The 19,601-nt window shown below is 60.7% G+C and carries 18 protein-coding genes, 1 tRNA gene and 1 pseudogene; 14 read left to right on the top strand and 6 right to left on the bottom strand.

Features of this window, described 5'->3' with window-relative positions; genetic code table 11:
- Window positions 1–55: 55 nt before the first annotated feature.
- Window positions 56–143 (bottom strand) — tRNA-Ser (locus WFR25_RS13305).
- A gap of 207 nt (window positions 144–350) precedes the next feature.
- Here WFR25_RS13305 and WFR25_RS13310 point away from each other — a divergent pair.
- From WFR25_RS13310 to WFR25_RS13360, 11 genes are all read left to right on the top strand, one after another.
- The gene (locus tag WFR25_RS13310; RefSeq protein ID WP_419723206.1) at window positions 351–1,346 is read left to right on the top strand and encodes a lytic murein transglycosylase; all 996 of its coding nucleotides are present in this window, start codon (window positions 351–353) and stop codon (window positions 1,344–1,346) included.
- Window positions 1,330–2,298 carry a septal ring lytic transglycosylase RlpA family protein gene (locus WFR25_RS13315; protein WP_336971485.1) on the top strand — a complete coding sequence of 323 codons (969 nt, stop codon included), beginning with the start codon at window positions 1,330–1,332 and terminating at the stop codon, window positions 2,296–2,298. Before WFR25_RS13310 ends, WFR25_RS13315 begins: the two co-directional genes overlap by 17 nt.
- 58 nt (window positions 2,299–2,356) lie before the next feature.
- Window positions 2,357–3,520, top strand: coding sequence for a D-alanyl-D-alanine carboxypeptidase family protein (locus tag WFR25_RS13320; protein ID WP_336971487.1), 1,164 nt, complete (start codon window positions 2,357–2,359; stop codon window positions 3,518–3,520).
- Window positions 3,521–3,530: 10 nt separating this feature from the next.
- Window positions 3,531–4,157: a dTMP kinase gene (gene tmk / locus WFR25_RS13325; RefSeq protein WP_336971488.1), complete on the top strand. Its 627-nt coding sequence runs from the start codon at window positions 3,531–3,533 to the stop codon at window positions 4,155–4,157.
- A complete protein-coding gene (locus tag WFR25_RS13330) occupies window positions 4,154–5,140 on the top strand; it encodes an AAA family ATPase (RefSeq protein WP_336971489.1) in 987 nt (328 codons plus the stop codon). The genes tmk and WFR25_RS13330 overlap by 4 nt, the downstream gene beginning before the upstream one ends.
- A 43-nt stretch (window positions 5,141–5,183) precedes the next feature.
- On the top strand, window positions 5,184–6,746 hold the full coding sequence (metG, locus tag WFR25_RS13335) for a methionine--tRNA ligase (RefSeq protein ID WP_336971490.1): 1,563 nt from the start codon (window positions 5,184–5,186) through the stop codon (window positions 6,744–6,746).
- 4 nt (window positions 6,747–6,750) lie between these two features.
- On the top strand, window positions 6,751–7,539 hold the full coding sequence (locus WFR25_RS13340; protein WP_336971491.1) for a TatD family hydrolase: 789 nt from the start codon (window positions 6,751–6,753) through the stop codon (window positions 7,537–7,539).
- Complete coding sequence (locus WFR25_RS13345; protein WP_336971492.1) at window positions 7,536–8,309, top strand: MBL fold metallo-hydrolase; 774 nt, start codon at window positions 7,536–7,538, stop codon at window positions 8,307–8,309. The genes WFR25_RS13340 and WFR25_RS13345 overlap by 4 nt, the downstream gene beginning before the upstream one ends.
- Window positions 8,310–8,325: 16 nt before the next feature.
- Window positions 8,326–8,931 (top strand): retropepsin-like aspartic protease family protein, encoded by a 606-nt coding sequence (locus tag WFR25_RS13350; RefSeq protein WP_336971494.1) that lies wholly within the window; start codon window positions 8,326–8,328, stop codon window positions 8,929–8,931.
- Window positions 8,928–10,229 carry an MFS transporter gene (locus WFR25_RS13355; protein ID WP_336971496.1) on the top strand — a complete coding sequence of 434 codons (1,302 nt, stop codon included), beginning with the start codon at window positions 8,928–8,930 and terminating at the stop codon, window positions 10,227–10,229. Before WFR25_RS13350 ends, WFR25_RS13355 begins: the two co-directional genes overlap by 4 nt.
- Window positions 10,230–10,397: 168 nt before the next feature.
- The gene (locus tag WFR25_RS13360) at window positions 10,398–11,816 is read left to right on the top strand and encodes an ISNCY family transposase (RefSeq protein WP_056366771.1); all 1,419 of its coding nucleotides are present in this window, start codon (window positions 10,398–10,400) and stop codon (window positions 11,814–11,816) included.
- Between the two features lie 200 nt (window positions 11,817–12,016).
- Here WFR25_RS13360 and WFR25_RS13365 read toward each other — a convergent pair whose 3' ends face one another.
- From WFR25_RS13365 to WFR25_RS13385, 5 genes and pseudogenes are all read right to left on the bottom strand, one after another.
- Complete coding sequence (locus tag WFR25_RS13365; RefSeq protein WP_336971497.1) at window positions 12,017–12,709, bottom strand: TetR/AcrR family transcriptional regulator; 693 nt, start codon at window positions 12,707–12,709, stop codon at window positions 12,017–12,019.
- Between the two features lie 47 nt (window positions 12,710–12,756).
- Window positions 12,757–13,290 carry a hypothetical protein gene (locus tag WFR25_RS26615; RefSeq protein ID WP_419723207.1) on the bottom strand — a complete coding sequence of 178 codons (534 nt, stop codon included), beginning with the start codon at window positions 13,288–13,290 and terminating at the stop codon, window positions 12,757–12,759.
- Between the two features lie 132 nt (window positions 13,291–13,422).
- Window positions 13,423–13,988: pseudogene (locus tag WFR25_RS26620) on the bottom strand (thiamine pyrophosphate-dependent enzyme); the annotation flags it as partial.
- Entirely contained in the window at window positions 13,969–14,247 is a 279-nt protein-coding gene (locus WFR25_RS13380; protein WP_336971500.1) for a hypothetical protein, read from the bottom strand. The pseudogene WFR25_RS26620 and the gene WFR25_RS13380, both read right to left, overlap by 20 nt.
- Window positions 14,248–14,348: 101 nt before the next feature.
- Window positions 14,349–15,038, bottom strand: coding sequence for a histidine phosphatase family protein (locus WFR25_RS13385; protein ID WP_336971501.1), 690 nt, complete (start codon window positions 15,036–15,038; stop codon window positions 14,349–14,351).
- Between the two features lie 193 nt (window positions 15,039–15,231).
- On the opposite strand from WFR25_RS13385, the gene WFR25_RS13390 reads away from it, so the two are divergent.
- Genes WFR25_RS13390 through WFR25_RS13400 form a run of 3 tightly spaced genes read left to right on the top strand, consistent with a single transcriptional unit; the run spans window position 15,232 to window position 19,448 of the window.
- On the top strand, window positions 15,232–16,518 hold the full coding sequence (locus tag WFR25_RS13390) for a cytochrome P450 (RefSeq protein ID WP_336971502.1): 1,287 nt from the start codon (window positions 15,232–15,234) through the stop codon (window positions 16,516–16,518).
- Window positions 16,515–17,795, top strand: coding sequence for a cytochrome P450 (locus WFR25_RS13395; RefSeq protein WP_336971503.1), 1,281 nt, complete (start codon window positions 16,515–16,517; stop codon window positions 17,793–17,795). The genes WFR25_RS13390 and WFR25_RS13395 overlap by 4 nt, the downstream gene beginning before the upstream one ends.
- A gap of 15 nt (window positions 17,796–17,810) precedes the next feature.
- Entirely contained in the window at window positions 17,811–19,448 is a 1,638-nt protein-coding gene (locus tag WFR25_RS13400) for a GMC family oxidoreductase (RefSeq protein ID WP_336971505.1), read from the top strand.
- Window positions 19,449–19,601: the final 153 nt, after the last annotated feature.

Consider the following 19,601-nt stretch of genomic DNA (forward strand, 5'->3'; position numbering starts at 1 on the left):
GGGTGACCGGCGATGAACGGCCCCATATTCGCAAAGGCGACTATCCAAAGACTATTGGCGGAAGGGGTGGGATTCGAACCCACGGATGCTTGCACATCGGCGGTTTTCAAGACCGCTGCAATCGACCACTCTGCCACCCTTCCGTTATCAAGTTTCAGCGGCAACTGTCCTTGTTCCACGCTTCCTAGCGATCGTGGGCCACTTGCCAAGCGTAAAACGCGCATCGACCCGTCGCAGCGGCCAATAAGGGGATTCACCTGTCCGCTCGCCTGTGCAACAAAGGGGGTGAGGGAGAGTCTTTTGTGATCCGTTCGTCCTTTTTACCCCTTATGCTCGCCGTCGCCGTGGCGATGAGTGCGGATGCTGCGCTTGCGCCCGCAGCGATGGCCCAGGCGGATGGCGGCTTTCAGGCCTATTTGGAAAGCCTGCGGCCCAAGGCGAGGGCTATGGGCATTAGTGACGCGACGATGACCGCCGTCTTCCCCACCCTGACATCCAACCCTCGGGTCGTGCAACTTGACCAGTCGCAACCGGGCGGCAGCTTCGATTCGCCGATTCCCGCTTTCGAACCCTATCGGTTGAAGCATGTCGATGCTGCGCGGATCAGCCGGGGCCGCACGGCCTACGCCAACAATCGGAGCAAGCTTGCGCGAATAGAGGCAGAGACGGGCGTTCCCGAATCGATCATGGTCGCGATCTATGGGCATGAAACCAACTATGGCGCCTATACTGGCGATTTCGATCTGCTCCGCTCGCTCGCCACGCTGGCGCATGAAGGGCGCCGCCGCACATTGTTCGAGCCGGAATTTCTGGCCACGCTCAAGATGTTGAACAATGGTGTGCCGCGCAGTCGCCTGGTCGGCAGTTGGGCCGGGGCGACTGGCTTCCCCCAGTTCCTGCCGTCCGTTTATCTGAAGGTTGCCAAGGATGGTGACGGAGATGGCCGCGCGGATATCTGGACCAGCGAGGCGGACGCGCTGGCTTCGATCGCCAACTATTTCGTCAACGCTGGTTGGCGCAAAGGTCAGCCCTGGGGTGTCGCGGTGTCCGTGCCTGCGGCGTTCAATCGCACGTCCATTGCCCCGCGCACCAATGCGGCGCGCTGTCCGCGTGTCTTCAACCGCCATAGCCGCTGGCTCAGCATGGCCGAATGGCGTGCGCGCGGCATGGTGCCGCAGGGGGCGGCATGGCCGGGCGACCGGGTGATGGCGACCCTGCTGGAGCCTGATGGCCCCGGCAAGACCGCCTATCTGTTGACCAGCAACTATCGGGCGATTCTCGACTATAATTGTTCCAATTTTTACGCCTTATCGGTGGGATTGCTGGCGGATGCGGTTGCGCGTTAGGGGTATCTGGCTGGGCGCGGGGGTGTCCACCTTTCTGGCATCATGCGGAGGCGGCGTGGATCAGGCGCGTTTGCCCCCGGTGGATCGGTCGGTTCCCCGGCAGCAGTCGTCCGTGCCCGATGATCCGGTCAAGGTCGGCCAGCCTTATACGGTGGGCGGCGTCACCTACACCCCGCAGGACAGCGTCAATTATGACGAAGTCGGCCAAGCCAGTTGGTATGGCGAGGAGCAGCAGGGCAACGACACCGCCAATGGTGAGCGCTTTCTGCCCGGCGGCGTCAGCGCCGCGCATCGCACATTACCGTTGCCCAGCTATGTCGAGGTGACGGCCCTAGACACCGGCAGGACCATCCTGGTGCGTGTCAATGATCGCGGCCCCTTTTCTGGTGATCGCCTGATCGACCTGTCACGTGGCGCGGCCGAGCAATTGGGCATCACCGGTCATGGATCGACACCCGTTCGCGTCCGCCGCGTCAATCCACCCGAACAGGAACGCGCGGCGCTCCGTAGCGGTGGCCGCGCCGCCGAGCGACTGGAAACACCAGCGCCCTTGCTCGCTGCCTTGCGCAAGCGCGCGGGTGAACCTGTGCCGATGGCCAGCGCGCCAAAGCCCCTGAAAGGCGCAAAGTCCGTTCAAGGTTCGAAGGCAATCGCAGGCACCACTTACGCGCCGCCGCCATCCAGGAGGCCGATGGCCAAGCAAGCTGCTACGCCCCCATTGCCCCAGGCATCACCGTCATTGCGCACAGGTAGCCATGTCGCGCAGGTCGCGGCTTTTTCCTCGCGCGATCGCGCTGAAACACTGGCCCGCCGCATCGGCGCTGCCGTGGTCGAAGGTCGCGCCGTCTGGCGTGTGCGGCTCGGTCCCTATCCCTCAGCGGAGGCCGCCCGGCGCGCCGCGACATCGAAAGGCTTTGCCGGGGCACAGATCATGGCTAATGACACGCCATGACAACATGGCCGCGTTCCGGCACACACGTCCACCTTACCACTTGTTGAAGGCCAAGAAGATGAAGAAGAGTGTCGCCGCTGTCATATTCACGGGCCTGTTGGCACAGCCCCTCGCGGCCAGTGCCCCGCCCTACACCAGCGAAGCGCCGATCGCCTATATCAAGGATCTGTCTTCAGGCGCAGTCCTGTACGACAAGGGTGGCGAGACGAAGATACCGCCCGCGTCCATGGCAAAAATGATGACGGCCCATGTCGCCTTCCGGCTGATTCAGCAGGGTCAGTTGAAGTTGGACACCAAATTCACCGTGCGCCCGGAAACCTGGCAGAGATGGCATGGCCCGCAGGCGGGATCGACGATGTTCCTGTCGGTAGGCGAGCAGGTGTCGGTCGAAAACCTCCTGCACGGCATCGTCACCCTGTCGGGCAACGATGCCTGCGTCGTGTTGGCGGAGGGCATTGCAGGGACCGAGCAGGCCTTCGTCGCGCAGATGAATGAGGAAGCCAAGCGCCTCAAGCTCAATGACAGCCATTTCGGCACCAGCAATGGTTGGCCGGACGAAGGCGTAACCTATGTCACCGCCCGCGATCTGGCGACATTGGCGGAGGCAACCGTCAAGGAAACGCCCGACCTTTACAAGCGGTTCTACGCCACCCAGTCCTTCACCTGGGGCAAGACCATGGGTGGGTCCGACATCACCCAGGGGAACCGTAATCCGATCCTTGGCAAGATTGCCGGCGCCGATGGCCTGAAGACCGGCCATACCCAGGAGGCCGGCTTCGGCTTCACCGGCTCCGCCGAGCAGGACGGCCGCCGCCTGGTCATGGTGGTAGCGGGCCTCAAAAGCACCAACCAGCGGATCGCGGAATCCGTGCGCTTCATGGACTGGGGCTTCAAGGCATGGAAGGCGCAGTCTCTTTTCAAACAGGGCACCGTGGTGGAAACCGCCCCAGTCCAGCTGGGCAGCGCCACCAGCGTCGATCTGGTCGCGCCACAGAATATGGCAGTAACGCTCCCCCGAACCGCCTCATCCAACATCAGCGTCAAGGTCGCCTATACTGGCCCGATCAAGGCGCCGATCAAGAAAGGCGACAAGATCGCCGAACTCATCGTTTCCACCCCCGACACCGCGCCGCAAATCATGCCACTCGTCGCGGGTGCGGATGTAGAGGAGGCTGGCATCTTCGGTCGCTTCTGGAATGGCCTTAAGGCGCTGTTCGGGTAATGGATCACCAATGACGGGACGTTTCATCTCGCTTGAGGGCGGGGAGGGTGCGGGTAAGTCCACCCAGTTGCGCGCCCTTGGCCTTGTTTTGCGCGCACGCGGTCTTGAGGTCGTGGAGACGCGGGAACCGGGCGGCAGCGAAGGGGCGGAGGCAATCCGTACCCTGTTGCTGACCGGGGATGCGGATCGTTGGAGTGCGCGCGCCGAAGCGCTGCTGTTCGCGGCCGCGCGCACCGACCATCTGGAAAAGAAAATCCTGCCTGCCATCCAACGCGGCGCATGGGTGTTGTCAGACCGTTTCCTCGACAGCAGCCGCGCTTATCAAAGCGGCGCGAGTGGTCTTGCCGATGCCGACATTCTTGCGCTACACCGCATCGGTAGCGAGGGTAAACTCCCCGACCGGACCCTCGTCCTCACCTTGCCAGAGGCGGATGCAGAGGCACGTGCCCACGCCCGTGATGGCGACGTCAGCGACCGCATCGGCGGCAGGGAGCGCGCCTTTCATCGCGCCGTTGCGCAATCTTTCGTCGATTATGCCGCAGCCGAACCGGATCGCATCCGCCTGATCGATGCCCGTGGCGAACCGGAAGTCGTGACGGCTCGCCTGCTCGACACACTCGCGGACCTGCTGCCATGACGCCATTTGAGGGACATGAGCGGCAGGCGACGACCCTGCTGGAAGCGGCGGCATCAGGACGGCTTCATCATGGCTGGATACTGGCCGGACCACAGGGGATAGGGAAGGGGGCCTTCGCCCGTGCCATGGCCCTGCGCCTGCTCACCGACGCAGCCGGGCCGCCGATCATGGCGCAAGAATTGGAGGTGCCGCCAGAGCATCCCATCGCCCGCATCATGGCGGCAGGATCGCATCCTGACTATGCTGAGCTGGAGTGCCTGGAAAAAGAAAAGGAAGGGACGCACGCGCGTAACATCAGTGTCGACCAGATTCGCGGCCTCTCCCGCCTTATCCACTCCGTTCCTTCTCTTTCGCACCGCCGGGTGGTGGTGATCGACAGCGCCGATGATCTGGAACGCAGCGCCGCCAATGCACTGCTCAAAAGCCTTGAGGAACCGCCAGCGGACATGCTGTTTCTGCTGGTCACCCATGCTCCCGCGCGATTGTTGCCCACGATCCGATCGCGCTGCCACGTCCTGCGCTTTGACCCGCTGAATGATGCGGCGATGCGCCGGGTTCTGCGGGCCCATCAGGGCGACGGCATGAGTGAAGCAGAACTCGACGTGCTTCTTCGCGCAGGCGAGGGATCGCCGGGGAAGGCCTTACGCTACGCTGGCTTGCAGCTGGCGGAGATGGAACAGGCGCTCACGGCCATCGCCGCCCATGGCGACGCCGATAATCGCGAGCGGCTGGCGCTGGCGAAGATGCTATCCGGCAAGGCCGCCAGGCCCCGTTTCGAAGCCTTTCTTGAACGCGCTCCGGCCTTCATCGCTCAAGCTGCGCGGGGCCTTCAGGGTAGCGCGCTGGGCAATGCGCTTTCCCATTGGGAAGCCGCCCGCCAGTTGGCATCCGGGGCCGTCATCCTGTCGCTGGAACCGGGATCGGTCGTGTTCGAACTGGCAGGTCATGTCGCGGCCCTTTCCCCTTCGCGGCTCGCTGCCTGAAAAGCGACTTTGCGTAGGGAGGAAGTCCCGCTAGATAGCCGCCATGTCCAAGCCTTTCACGATCACCACCGCCATCAGCTATCCTAATGGCCGTCCCCATATCGGCCATGCTTATGAGGTCATCGCCACTGATGCCATCGCCCGCTTCCAGCGGATGATGGGTCGCGATGTATTCTTTCAGACCGGTACAGACGAACATGGACTGAAGATGGTGCAGACCGCGCGTGGTCGTGACATGGAGCCACGCGCTCTTGCTGATGAAATGGCAAGCTATTTCAGGCAGATGAATGACATACTGAACATCAGTCATGATCGTTTCATTCGCACCAGCGAACCGGATCATTATACTGCCAGCCAAGCCCTTTGGCAGGCAATGGAGGCCAATGGCGACCTCTATCTCGACCGCTATGAAGGCTGGTATTCGGTCCGCGACGAAGCCTATTATGACGAGAAGGAACTGGTCGAAGGGGAAGGGGGCGCCAAAGTCTCGCCACAGGGCACCCCGGTCGAGTGGACCGTAGAGGAAAGCTGGTTCTTCCGACTTTCCGCCTATCAGGATCGGTTGTTGGCGCTCTACAACGACCAGCCCGATTTCATTCAGCCCGAAAGCCGCCGCAACGAGATCAAGCGCTTTGTTGAGGGCGGGCTGTCCGACCTCAGCATCTCGCGCACCAGCTTCGACTGGGGCGTGCCAGTGCCTGACCGCGATGGCCACGTCATGTATGTGTGGGTCGATGCTCTGACCAATTATCTCACGGGTTGCGGCTATCCCACCGACCCGGATCGCATGGCGCGCTACTGGGCCGAAGGCGGCGACATTACGCATGTCATCGGTAAGGATATCGTGCGTTTTCATGCCGTTTACTGGCCAGCCTTCTTGATGAGCGCGAAACTGCCGCTGCCCAAGCAGATATTCGGCCACGGCTTCCTGCTGAACCGGGGCGAAAAGATGTCTAAATCGGTCGGCAACGTCGCTGACCCCATGGAACTGGCCGAGCGTTTCGGCGTCGACCAGTTGCGCTATTTTCTGCTGTCCGAAGTCACTTTCGGTAATGATGGCAGCTACAGCGCCGAAGCCATCGTCGCACGTTCCAACAGCGATCTTGCCAACAGTTTCGGCAACCTTGCCCAGCGGACTTTGAGCTTCATCGCCAAAAATCTGGAAGGGCGGCTGCCCGAACCGGCTCTACAGGCGGTGGACAGCGAACTGCTCGCCTCTATTGCCGAGGCGGCGGCGACCTTCCAGACGGCTATGAACGATCTGGCCCCATCGGTGGCGATCGAAACGTGGATGCGCGCCGTTTTCGGTTGTAACGCTTATATTGACGCGCAGGCGCCCTGGGCACTCCGCAAGACTGATCCCGCGCGGATGGAGGCCGTGCTGGCGACGCTCTATGAAGCCATTGCGCACCTCGCGATCATGATCCAGCCGGTTATCCCGGCCAGCGCAACCGCGCTGTTGGATCAGATGGGCGTAGCGCCCGAAACGCGGACCTATGCGGCAATCGGGCCGGGCTGGTATCCTGTCCTCCGCGCCACGGGCTTCACGCTTGCCGCGCCGAAGCCGCTTTTCCCACGCCTTGAACTTACGGAGGCGGAAGCCTGACGCCATGTTGATCGACAGCCATTGTCACTTGAATTACAAGGGATTGATTGAAGATCAGGCCAATGTGTTGCAACGTGCGCGAGATGCTGGCGTTGGCCTGATGCTCAATATAGCGACGCGTGAGAGCGAATGGGACGATGTTCTGAGCACGGCGCTGCGCGCGCCTGATGTCTGGGCCACCGTGGGCATCCATCCGCACGAAGCCGACGAGCATCCCCATATCGACACCGCCAAGCTGGTCGAGCGCGCTCAGCATCCGCGCGTCGTCGGTATTGGCGAAACCGGCCTTGATTATTATTACGACCATAGCGATCGCGATCGCCAGCAAAAGAGCTTTCGGTCGCACATCGCCGCAGCTCGGTCGACCGGCCTGCCGCTGATCGTCCACACGCGCGAGGCGGAAGCCGACACGATCGGCATCATGCGCGAAGAGATGGAGGAGGGGGGCTATAGCGGCGTCATCCACTGTTTTACCGCCAGCGGTGCCTTTGCCGATCAGGCGATGGCGCTGGGATTCTACATCTCCATTTCTGGCATCGTCACCTTCAAGAATGCAAAGGATTTGCAGGAAACAGCAACCCGCTTGCCGGCCGATCGCCTGCTGGTGGAAACGGATTCCCCATTTCTTGCACCTATCCCGCATCGCGGCAGGCCCTGTGAACCTGCTTATGTTGCGGACACCGCGCGTTTCCTCGCCAATCTGCGCGGTGAGAGCATGGATGCGCTGGCGGCAGCCACAACCGCGAATTTCCACGCCCTTTTTACCAAGATTCCGGCGCCACCCGCTGCATGACCCTGCGCGTCACCATCCTGGGTAGCGGCACATCGTCGGGCGTTCCCCGGATCGGCAACGACTGGGGTGATTGCGATCCGACGCACCCATGCAACCGTCGTACTCGTGTGTCGATCCTGGTCGAAAGTCCCACGACACGGCTCTTGGTCGACACCTCTCCAGACATGCGCGCCCAATTGTTGGCGGCCGATGTCATCGACATCGACGCCATATTATGGACGCACGATCATGCCGATCACAGCCACGGTATCGACGATGTGCGCCAACTCTATCATCATCGAAAAAGCCCCATGCCCGGTTATGGCCGCGCGCCGACGATGGCATTGCTGAAGCGGCGCTTCGACTATGCATTTGAAGGAACAAAGGACTATCCCCCCACGATTGCAGGGCATATCCTGCCTGATAGTCTGATCATCGGCGACATCGCCATCACCTGCGTGGATCAGCCGCATGGGAGCATATATTCGACAGGCTTTCGGTTCAGTCATGGTGAGATAAATGTTGCTTATGCCACTGATTTTCATGCCATGACCCCGGACATGCTGGCTCTCTACGATAGTGTCGACCTATGGATCGTCGATGCTTTGCGCGCTCGCCCGCATCCCTCACATCCCCATCTCGCGTTGACGTTGGACGCGATCGCGGCGGCACAGCCCAAACGCGCCATCCTCACGCATATGGATCAGAGCATGGACTATGCCACGCTCTGCCAGACGCTCCCTGCGGGTGTCGAGCCGGGCTATGATGGCCAGATAGTGAATCTGCCATGACAAACGAGGGGCGCTGATGGAATTGAGCACCGATCAGGCGATGGGCAGCCTCTGGTACATATTGGCGCTCATACTGGTGGGGTCCGCATTGATCGGGCGGCGGATGCGGTTGGGCAGCCTGCTTGGCATGTTGCTCGCTTGGGTAGTGATCTTTTGCGTCGTCCTGACACTGTTCAGCTATCGCCGGGAACTGGGAATGGTGAAGGACCGGGTTCAGTCCGAAGTAACCGGCACTCCAAACCAGCAAACGGAGGGGCAGGCGCTCCGCATCGCTATATCATCTGACGGCCATTATTGGGTTGACGGCGCCCTTAACGGCACCCCGACACGCTTCCTGATCGACAGCGGGGCCAGCGTGACCGCCTTGTCCGAAGGGGCGGCGAAGGCCGCTGGCCTGAATGTCGATGCGACCGGCATTCCCATGGTTATGCAGACCGCCAATGGTCAGGTTGAGGCGCATCGCGCCAGCGTCGCGACCCTGTCCTTGGGGCCGATCCGTGCCAGCGACCTGCCAGTCGTCGTGTCCCCCGCATTCGGAGAGATTAATGTGATCGGCATGAACATGCTCTCCCGCCTGAAAAGCTGGGGTGTGCAGAATGGCGAGATGGTGCTGACGCCATGACCCCTCATGGACATATTGGTCCACCCGACCAGCGCGAACGGCTGAAGGCGATCATTGGCGGTTCCACCGGCAATCTGGTGGAATGGTATGACTGGTATACCTATGCGGCCTTCACCCTCTATTTCGCGCCGCATTTTTTCCCCAGCGATGACCCGACGGCGGAACTTTTGGGGGCGGCAGGGGTGTTCGCCGTCGGATTTTTGATGCGGCCGATCGGTGCCTGGCTGATGGGCGTCTATGCCGATCGCCATGGACGGAAGAGTGGCCTTACCCTGTCCGTCTCGCTGATGTGCGGGGGGTCGCTGCTGATCGCCGTGACGCCGGGTTATGAAACAATCGGCGTCTTCGCGCCGACACTGCTGGTAATCGCGCGGTTGATGCAGGGGCTTTCGATCGGAGGCGAGTATGGCGCCAGCGCGACTTATCTGTCGGAGATGGCGGGCAAGAGTCGACGCGGCTTCTTTTCCAGCTTCCAGTATGTGACATTGATCGCCGGACAGTTGGTCGCCATCTGTGTATTGTTGATACTTCAGGCGGCGATGAGCGAAGCCAGCCTCGACGCCTGGGGATGGCGTATCCCCTTTGTCATCGGCGGTGGCCTTGCCGTTGTCGTTTTCTGGTTGCGCCGGGGCCTGGCGGAAACGCAGAGCTTTGCGGTCGCCAAGGCTGAAGGCGCGCCAAAATCGGGCTTTTTCGAACTGATCCGTAACCATCCGCGGGAAACGATGACGGTGATGTTGCTGACCGCAGGTGGCACGATCGCCTTCTATGCATACTCGATCTACATGCAGAAATTCCTGGTCAACACGACCGGTCTTGATCGGGAAACTGCATCGCAAATCAATGCAGTAACATTGTTTCTTTTCATGTTATTGCAACCCGTGGCAGGCGCCTTGTCCGATCGGATCGGGCGCAAGCCGCTGATGGTGGGCTTTGGCGTGCTGGGCGTGATTTGCACCTATCCGATCTTCGTCGCGCTGGAGACGGTCGACAATCCTATAATAGCCGGTCTGCTGGTGATGATTGGGCTGGTTATCGTTACGGGCTATACGTCGATCAATGCTGTGGTGAAGGCGGAATTATTTCCCGCCCATATCCGCGCGCTGGGCGTGGCACTGCCTTACGCATTGGCGAACACGCTGTTTGGCGGCACTGCTGAGTTGGTCGCCTTATGGTTCAAACAGGCAGGGATGGAACAGGCGTTTTACATCTATGTATCCGTGATGATCGGCATTTCGCTCATCGTCTATGTTCGGATGCGGGACACGGCGAAACACAGCCGGATCATGGAGAACTGATTGGGATTGGGCGGATGGAGCTGCCAAGCGCGCAATCATATAAATTTAACATAATATATATTATCGAATAATTAATCTGTAGCAGCAACGTTCAAATGTCACAGTTGCGCAAAGTAGAGATGTCTCACTTGGGCTACCGTGCCCTCCGGCTGTTCGGAGGTATTGAGCATGGCGGTGTTGCGTATGAGTACCGAGGAGCTTTCGCGGGTCGAGACGCTGATGCATGTGGTTTCAGGTCGCATGACCGTCACCCAGGCCGCAAGGCTGATGAGCGTCAGCCGCCGCCACGCCCATCGACTGCTGACGCGTTACCTTGACGATGGATCATCCGGGCTTTTGTCGCGCCGCCGTGGTCGACCAAGTAACCGGCGCTTGGATGATGCCATCAGAGATCAGATTGTCGCACTGGTTCGGACCCATTATCATGATTTTGGGCCTACATTGGCTGCGGAGTATTTGGCCGAACGGCATGATCTCCGGATTTCGCGTGAGAAGCTGCGGCAGATGATGATCGAGGCCGGGATTTGGAAGGATCGTCAGGCTCGCCGTCCTCGCCCATATCAGCCGCGCTACCGCCGGGATTGTCGGGGCGAACTGATCCAGATCGACGGCTCAAAACATTGGTGGTTCGAAGACCGCGGCCCGCAATGCACATTGCTGGTCTATATCGACGACGCGACCAGCGAACTGATGCACCTCAGGATGGTCGAGAGCGAGAGCACCTTCGCTTACATGGAGGCGACCCGCGCGTATATCGAACGGCACGGCAAGCCGGTGGCCTTTTATTCCGACAAGCACAGTGTTTTCCGGAACGCGCGGGCCAGCGCCGCGCGTGGCGACGGGATGACGCATTTTGGCCGTGCGCTGGATGCCCTGAACATCGAGATCATCTGCGCCAACTCGCCACAGGCCAAGGGCCGCGTCGAGCGGGCCAACGCCACCTTGCAGGATCGCCTGGTGAAAGCGATGCGACTGGAGGGTATCTCGTCGATCGCGGACGCAAACGCTTTCCTCGACAGTTATATGGCCAGGCACAACGAGCGGTTTGCCCGCCCTGCCTTCGATGTCCGCGATCTGCACCGCCCGCTTGCACCGCATGACGATCTGCGCTCGATCATGGTCTGGCGGGAGCAGCGAACGGTGACGGCAGCGCTGACGCTGCACTACAACAAGGCGATGTTCATCCTGGAGCCGAACGATGTCAGCGAAAAGCTGGCGCGCAAGCGGGTGACGGTCTGCGAATATCCCGACGGTCGACTGGAGATCGAGCATGAGGGCCATGTCCTGCCCTATCGTCAGTTCGACAAGATGCGGCAGGTGAACCAGCCTGCCATTGTCGAGAACAAGCATCTGGACGCAGCGTTGCTGCTGGCCCGGCAGATGCAGGCGATCATGCCGCATCATCGCAAACGCAACAATGACGCCCCTGCCCGCCGTGACCAACCCATGCATCTGTTCCCCGAGCCGGAACCACCCGCGAAGATCGATCGCCGCAAACTGGGCGGCTCGAAGCTCAAGCGCGGTCCCAGGCTCAGTGATGAGGCGTTGCACGAACGCGGCACGCTCAGGTTCGTGCAGAGGACATGACCGGGCCCACTGCAGGGCAGCGGGTCCATGGCCACTACCCCAAGATCAGCGCATCAGCAGGGTCTGCGCTGCGCTATCCCGAGGGCTCCACGCAGCCCCTGCTTTCCTCAACGTGTGACATTTCTATATGGCAGAAATTGTGACTTCTCTAAATGGCAGGAACATAATCCGTATTCCGGGATTATGGCAAGAAACCCCCTCTAAATCGACGCACCAGCCACATTGCCCAGCCCCGCCACCATCCGCGTCGACAATGTGGCTTTCAGCCGATCCCGAAACGCCCGGTCATCTGGTGGTGCCGCCGCGATCCGGCCCAACAGCGGACGGGTCGCCACACTGACGACGATCGCGCCATTGAGGGCCACGAACAGATAGTCGATGTCCGCATGCCCTCCATAGGTCGCGATATAGTCGGCTAGTATGGGTCGCAGCCGATCGTGGATCGGCTTTGCCAGCCGCGTATAACTGTCTTCCGACCGTTCATTCTCCAGCACAACCTCACGCAGGATGAAGGCGGCCAGTTCCGGAGCATCGCACAGTAAGTCGATGATCTGTCCGATCACCATGTCCAGCCGCCCTGCCGCATTCGTGTCCGGTTGGATCTCCATTGGCAGCCCTTCCAGCCCACTGACCAGCCGCTGCGACAACCGATCGACCACCGCTTGCCACAACTGTAGCTTTGATCCGAAATGATGCGCGATCATCGCCGCATCTACACCGGCTTCAGTTGCGATCTGCCGCACACCCACCGCGGCAAACCCCTTGGCTGCAAATTGTACCGTCGCTATGTCTATCAGCGTTTCGAATACCGAAGCGCCGTCTGTATTTTCCGCCCGCGGCCGCCCACGCCGCCGCGGTGGCCGGGATTCTACAGGCGCATCTCTTTCATTCATGCCGAGTATTTTTCATCAGGTGATGAATTTAATCAAGCCAAAGTGCCTTAATTATGCGTTATCGAGGCAATTACTGTCCCCACCGGCAGCACGATGTCGTCGACGTCGGGCAAGCGCATCGCCGATCCCCACAAGTTGAAATCTTCGAAGAACAGCACCGGATCGTCGTCGCGGATCGATGCTTTCAGCAATGCCTTGGCATCCTGCGCATCGGACGGCACCACGATTTTCAATCCGGGGATGCCCATGAACATTGCATAAGGCCGATCGCTATGCTGAGCCGCGCTGCCGCCATTGTAGAACATGCAGGCACGGATCACCATCGGCACCGAGGTCTGCCCGCCATAGATGTAGCGGGAATTGGCCGCGATGCTTATGATCTGATCGCAGGCCTGATAGAGAAAAGGCGAGATGGTTATGTCGACCACCGGCCGCATTCCTACCATCGCCGCCCCTGCCGCCGTGCCGACTACTCCGGCCTCCGCCAACGGCACGTCCAGCACCCGTTCGGCCCCAAACTCCTCCAGTAGACCACCCGATGACCCGTAAAGATTCTGCGTCAGGAAATTGACCCGCGGCATCAAAACCCCTCCGTCGTGCGATGATCGAGCGGCAAGATCGGATCGACAAAACACATGGTGGAAGGCTTCGGCCGGATCGGGATGAGGGCTTTCAAGACCAAAGCGCACGGCTGCGGCGACCTCTCCCCTTACCTGCCCGGCAATGGCGTCCAGCACTTCGATTGCAAAACTTCCTCCCGCGATCAACCGTTCGCGAAACAATGTCAGCGGGTCGCGGGTACGCCAAAGTTCGATTTCCTCGGCCGACCGATAGTTTAGATGGTTGAGGCCAATCGCATGCTCATCGAAGCGATAGGTTTTGGCCTCGATCAGACTTGGCCCCCACCCGCCCGTGCCCGCGCAACTGCCACCGCTGTGATATCATAGACCGCCATCACATCCTGCCCGTCAACGACATGACCGGGCATGGCATAGCCCGCCGCACGCACCGCAATGTCGGGGACGGAAACCGTCTCGCTCGCCGGGGTCGATATGGCATAGCCATTATTCTCGCAGAAATAGACGACCGGCAACTTCCAGATCGACGCAATATTGAGCGCCTCATGGAACGTGCCCTCGCTCGAAGCTCCATCACCAAAAAAGCAGAGCGCCACCCATTTGCTAGCCCAACGCCCGAATCCGGCATCATAACAGGCATAACTGGCGCTGACGGTGGAGGCCGCTGGCGCGCCACATCGATCAATGCAGCGCGCGCACATCCTTACGCGACAGCGTCGTCTTCACGCTGCCGTCCTCTACCGACAGCGTATCGCCTGGAATAACAACCATCTTGCTACCCAGGATCAGTTGCACACCGGTCACATTGTCGTTGGCGATAAGAACGCGGTCCACTTTACCCAGCGTCGCGCCATCCGAGGAAATGACTTTCGCATTGCGGGGAATATCCAGCGGTGCGGCAATGACGCCCCCGGCAGACAGGAGAGCAAGGGTAGCGGCAAGAAGAATATGGTGTTTCATACAGAGTCTCTCCATCAAGATTTGAAGCGACCCATGCTATAAATGGTATGCTAGCACAATATTAATTTGCAAGCCGTGAAATATAGACAGCCTCCTGCTGCTCACACCAACAGATGCGCTACTTCGTTGAAGCTGCGCAGCTTCCACTCCCCGTTCCGGCCGATGATGAGCCGCGAAATCGACGCATTTTCCGTGGCCATGAACGCGAAGGAGCGACTGCCCGTTGCCTGGCGACAGATTTCCGCAATTGTCGCGGCATGGCTGAAAACTACGGCCGTTTCGCCTGCGTCGACAATGGCACACACCTCACCCAAGCCCCGCCTGACACGCTCGGCGAAATGCATGCTGCTTTCAGCATTGGGAATGACGTCCCAGCTTTCCTCAACGAACATGCGGGAGACGAGCGGGTGCCCGGCGGTGGCATGATCGTAGAAACTATGTTCCCAATCACCCAGATGCACTTCGCGAAGATTTTCAATGCATTGCGGCGCGATGCCCGCCACTCGTGCCAGTGGAGCCGCCGTCTGCTGCGTGCGCTGCAATGGGGTAACGGTAATGGCCGTGATGGCCTCGCGTTCAAGCGCACGGGCCACGGCCTCGGCCTGTCGCTCTCCATCCTCGGTCAGCGGCGGATTGCTGATCGTCAGTTCGCCCAGTTCTACGACATGGGTTGTAGCTCCCGTGCTCGAACCATGACGGACCAGGATGACCTGACGCGCATCGGCGGGCAGGACAAAGCGCTGCTGCGCGCCTTGCGCCCGAAGGTGATGTTCGTCGTGTGCAGGATTCATGGGACGGGCGCCTTTAGGATGATATTGGCAGAGAAACTAACAATCAAACATATGGTATTGCAGCATACCATAGTCAACGCTAAGCTCTCTTCCGATAAGTGACCGCCAAGAGCGCGGTTCGGCATGAAGGTGGGCACGACCGGGTTATGCCTCGGACATATGCCTTCTTCAACGACTGACAGGAGAGGCCAAGATGCGCGCACAAACCGCCGCCCACACCTTTTACGATCGCGATACGCTGGCCAATCCGTTTCCTATGATGGCACAGATGCGCGTCGAAAGGCCGATCACGCGCACGGTCGATCCAGCCGGTCGCGAGATATTGATCGTCACCGACATCAAACTGATTGAACAGGTCGCGCGGCGGACCGAGGATTTCTCCAACCGCTTCGGCCATTTGCTGATGGCCGGCGGCGGCGCCGATCCGGAGGTCGCGAACATCCTGGCCAGCGCGCCGCTGGAAGCGACGCTCCTCCTCACCACCGACGACCCCGACCACAAGCGATATCGGGCGTTGGTGAACGCGGTGTTCGCGACGGGCCGGGTCGCGTATATGGAGGAAACGATCGGCCGATTGATCGATGAGTTGATCGACGACTTCATCGCGGATGGTACCGTGGATTTTGTCGATCGCTTCGCCGTCCTGCTGCCCACCTACATCATCGCCGACATATTGGGCCTGCCTCGCGACAAATATGACAAGGTCAAACTATGGTCGGATGCGGTCATCACCGTCGTCGGGCGCATGGGCACGCGCGAGCAGGAAGTGGAAGCTGCGTGGCTGATGGTCGAGTTCCGCCGTTACATCAAGGACATGGTCGCCGCCCGCCGGATCGAACCACGCGATGACCTGATCTCCAATCTCGTCACCATCCGTCTCGACGGGGTTGCTCCGCTGACCGATGACGAAGCGGCAGCCCTTGCCTTTGAAACGTCGGTCGCCGGGAATGAGACGACACGTAACACGCTGATGAGCGGCATGGTGCAATTGCTGCGGCACCCCGAGCAGTTGCAGGCGCTGATCGACGATCCATCGCTCATCGACAATGCGATCGAGGAAATCCTGCGCTACGAAACCCCAGCATCGTCCATGTGGCGGATCGCGCGGCACGACACGGAGTTGGGTGGCGTCGCCATTCCCGCTGGTGCGACCCTGCTGCTGCGCTATGATGGCGGCAATCGCGATCCCCAGCGGTTCGAGAAACCCGATCGTTTCGACATAAGGCGGAAAAATGCCCGCACGCACATCGCTTTCGGTGCGCCCAGCATGCATCGCTGTCTGGGCCAGATGCTGGCTCGCAAGGAACTGGCGCTGGCCTTCCCTCGCCTTCTGTCGCGTCTGAAAAATATCCGCATCGGTGCGGGCAGCCAGACCGACTATCTGCCGAGCCTGCTGTTCCATTGCATCGGCGGGCTGTCTCTGGATTTCGACCCCGGCGAACGCATTCTTGGTTCCTCTGGCGAAAAGGCCGTTGCATGACCGCGCGGCAGGGCGAAATCGCCACCTTCAACCCCTTCGATCCGGCGCATCTGTCCGATCCGGGGCCGGGTTGGTCGCTGATGCGGCGGGAGGCGCCCGTCATACGACTGCCCATCCCCAGCCCGGTTCCCGTCTTCGTCGTCTCACGCAAGAAGGATGTCGAGGCAATCGCGCGGGACACCGCTCTCTTCTCCAGCAATCCGGTTCCGTCCGTCTGGCGCTGGGGCCAGTTTGAACCCGCCATTGCGGACATATTCGCAACCAGCGGCTACAAGGTGGTCTATACGCTCCAGACCAGCGACCCGCCATCATCGCTGCAATATCGCCGCATCGCCGAAGCCGCCCTGACCCGCAAGCGCGTTGTCGACCTGGAGCCGGAGATCGACGCCATCATCGGCCGGTTGATGGCTGCCCTGCCCTCGGGCGAACGGGTCAATTTCGTCGAAGCCTTCTCGGTGCCGCTGACGCTCCAGCTCATCTGCATGATCCTGGGCCTGCCCTATTCGGACGCGACCTTCATCAAGCATTTCTCGGATGAGTTCACCTTTCTCGTCGATCCCACCCATTCGACCGAGCGGGCGATGGAGGCCACGCACACGGTGGTCGAGGGCTATCATTATCTCGCCGAGCATATGCACCGCTATCAGAGTGCGCCCGCAGATACGCTGCTGAGCGCCATCGCCCATGCCGATATTGATGGGCGTCCGCTGTCGATCGAGGAAAAACTGTCGATGGCGCATGTTCTGACCATCGCGGGCAACGAGACGACGCGTAACGCATTATCCTCAGCCATGTATGTGCTGGCGACCCGGCCCGACCTCTGGGCCGCGTTGAAAGCCGACCCGGCGCGTATCCCCGATTATGTCGAGGAAATCCTGCGCGTCCACGCCCCGGCCGTGACGACCCCGCGCACGACCACGGCCGACACGGAAATCGATGGCGTCACTATTCCCAAAGGGTCGGCGGTCTTCCTGCTCTGGGCCTCGGCAGGCCAGGACGAAACAGCGTTTGGGGACGCGCAGGTCATTGACCTCGATCGCAAGAACAAGCGATCCCACATCACCTTCGGCATGGGCATCCACCATTGCGTCGGCAGCTTTCTGGCGCGGGCCGAACTGGTGGCCGCCGTCCGTCACTGGATCGCCGATTTCGAAACCGTGGAACTGGCCGTCCCGCAGGCGGATGTCCGATACGATCCCCTCTTCGCCTTCCATGCGCTGAGCGACCTGCCGCTGCGCGTCACCCGAACCAGCGACAAGCAAACCGTCGCGGCCTGAGCAGAAAGACAAAGCATGACCGCCAGCTACGACTATATCATCATCGGCGCAGGGTCCGCAGGCTGCGTGCTCGCCAACCGCCTATCGCAAAACCCGGCGCATAAGGTGCTACTGCTGGAGGCCGGCGGAGAGAATAAGACCTTCCTCGTCAACATGCCCAAGGGCATCGGCAAGCTCGTCACTGACCCCGATTATGCCTGGACCTATCCCGTCGGCCCTGCCGAAGCGCCATCAGAAGTCTGGCAGCGCGGCCGTGGCCTGGGCGGTTCCTCCGCTATCAACGGCATGATCTATGTGCGCGGACAACCACAGGATTTCGACATCTGGGAGCGCGAAGCCGGGTCCAGCTGGTCATGGGCGCAGATGAAGCAAAGCTATCGCGCGATCGAGGACCATGAACTCGGTGATGACGGCGTGCGCGGGGTCGGCGGTCCGGTCCATATCTGCACCAACAAGCTGCGCTATCCACTTGCCGAAAAGGCGATCGAGGCCGGCGTCCAGATGGGACTGCCCCATCATCACGAAGACCTCAACCGCGAGGATCAGGAAGGCGTCGGCTATTATTGCTACAATATCAAGGACGGGCGGCGGCAAAGTTCCGCCATCGCCTTCCTCGATCCGGTACGCCACCGCCCCAATCTGTACGTAGTCACGAATGTCTATGTCGACCGCATCCGGTTCGACGGCAAGCGGGCGGCCGGGGTCGAATGCCGCGTCGCTGGCCACCCCGTCACCTATGCCTGCCACGGCGAAATCATCCTGAGTGCGGGCACCATCGGCTCGCCCAAGCTGTTGCAACTGTCGGGCATCGGTCCCGCCGCCTTGCTGCGTCAGCACGGGATAGAGGTGATCCACGACAGCCCCGATGTTGGTCGCCGCATCCTCGAACATCTTGGCATGATCGCCAGCTATCGCCTTAAGGGCGGCGAAAAGGGCATCAACCATCGCCTGCGTGGCTTGGGCCTTGCCGCCAGCGTCGCGCAATATCTGATGTTCAAGACCGGCCCGCTTTCCAACGGCGCCATGGAAGTCGGCGCCTTCATCAAGACTAATCCGGACGAACCTCGCCCCAATGCTCAATTGTATATCAGCGGCTGGACGCTCGACATCCCCGAGGAAAAGGACAAGGATACAGTCGCGCCGATGCAGGCGGTCGAGCGCGAACCGGGCGTGAGCTTTACTGCCCAGTTGATCGGCCTCGACAGCGAAGGCACGCTGGAAATCAGTGATGCCGATCCCGATGCGCCGCTCTCCATCACGCCCAACTGGCTGTCGAGCGACCATGACCAGCGCGCTGCGATCGAACTGGTCCGCTATATCCGGGCCTATGTTCAGCAGCCCGCGCTCGCGCCCTATGTCGGGATCGAAGTGTCCCCCGGCGCTGCTCATGTAACCGATGGGCAGATTCTGGCCATCATCCGTCAGATCGCGCTGTGCGGCACCCATGCGGTCCGCAGCTGCCGTATGGGCCGCGACGAACAGTCGGTGGTGGACGAACGCGCCCGCGTGCGCGGTGTCCATGGCCTGCGCGTCGTCGACTGCTCGATCATGCCGGGGTTGATTTCGGGCAACACCAACGGTCCCGCCATGGCGACCGGCTGGCGCGCAGCCGAACTGATCCTGGAGGATGCAGCCCTGCGCAACGCGGCGTGACAGCAGGCGATATAGAGGGGGAAGCACAGCATGAAATCGCAGATCTTTGATAATGAGTTAAGGGGTTAAGGGGTTAAGGGGTTAATCGAACGGCGTGACGATAGCGCCATTGTCGATGACGATTTCAGCACCAGTGATGAAACGCGACGCGGG

Origin of the sequence: Sphingobium aromaticiconvertens (assembly GCF_037154075.1) — a bacterium.
Classification (GTDB): domain Bacteria; phylum Pseudomonadota; class Alphaproteobacteria; order Sphingomonadales; family Sphingomonadaceae; genus Sphingobium; species Sphingobium aromaticiconvertens.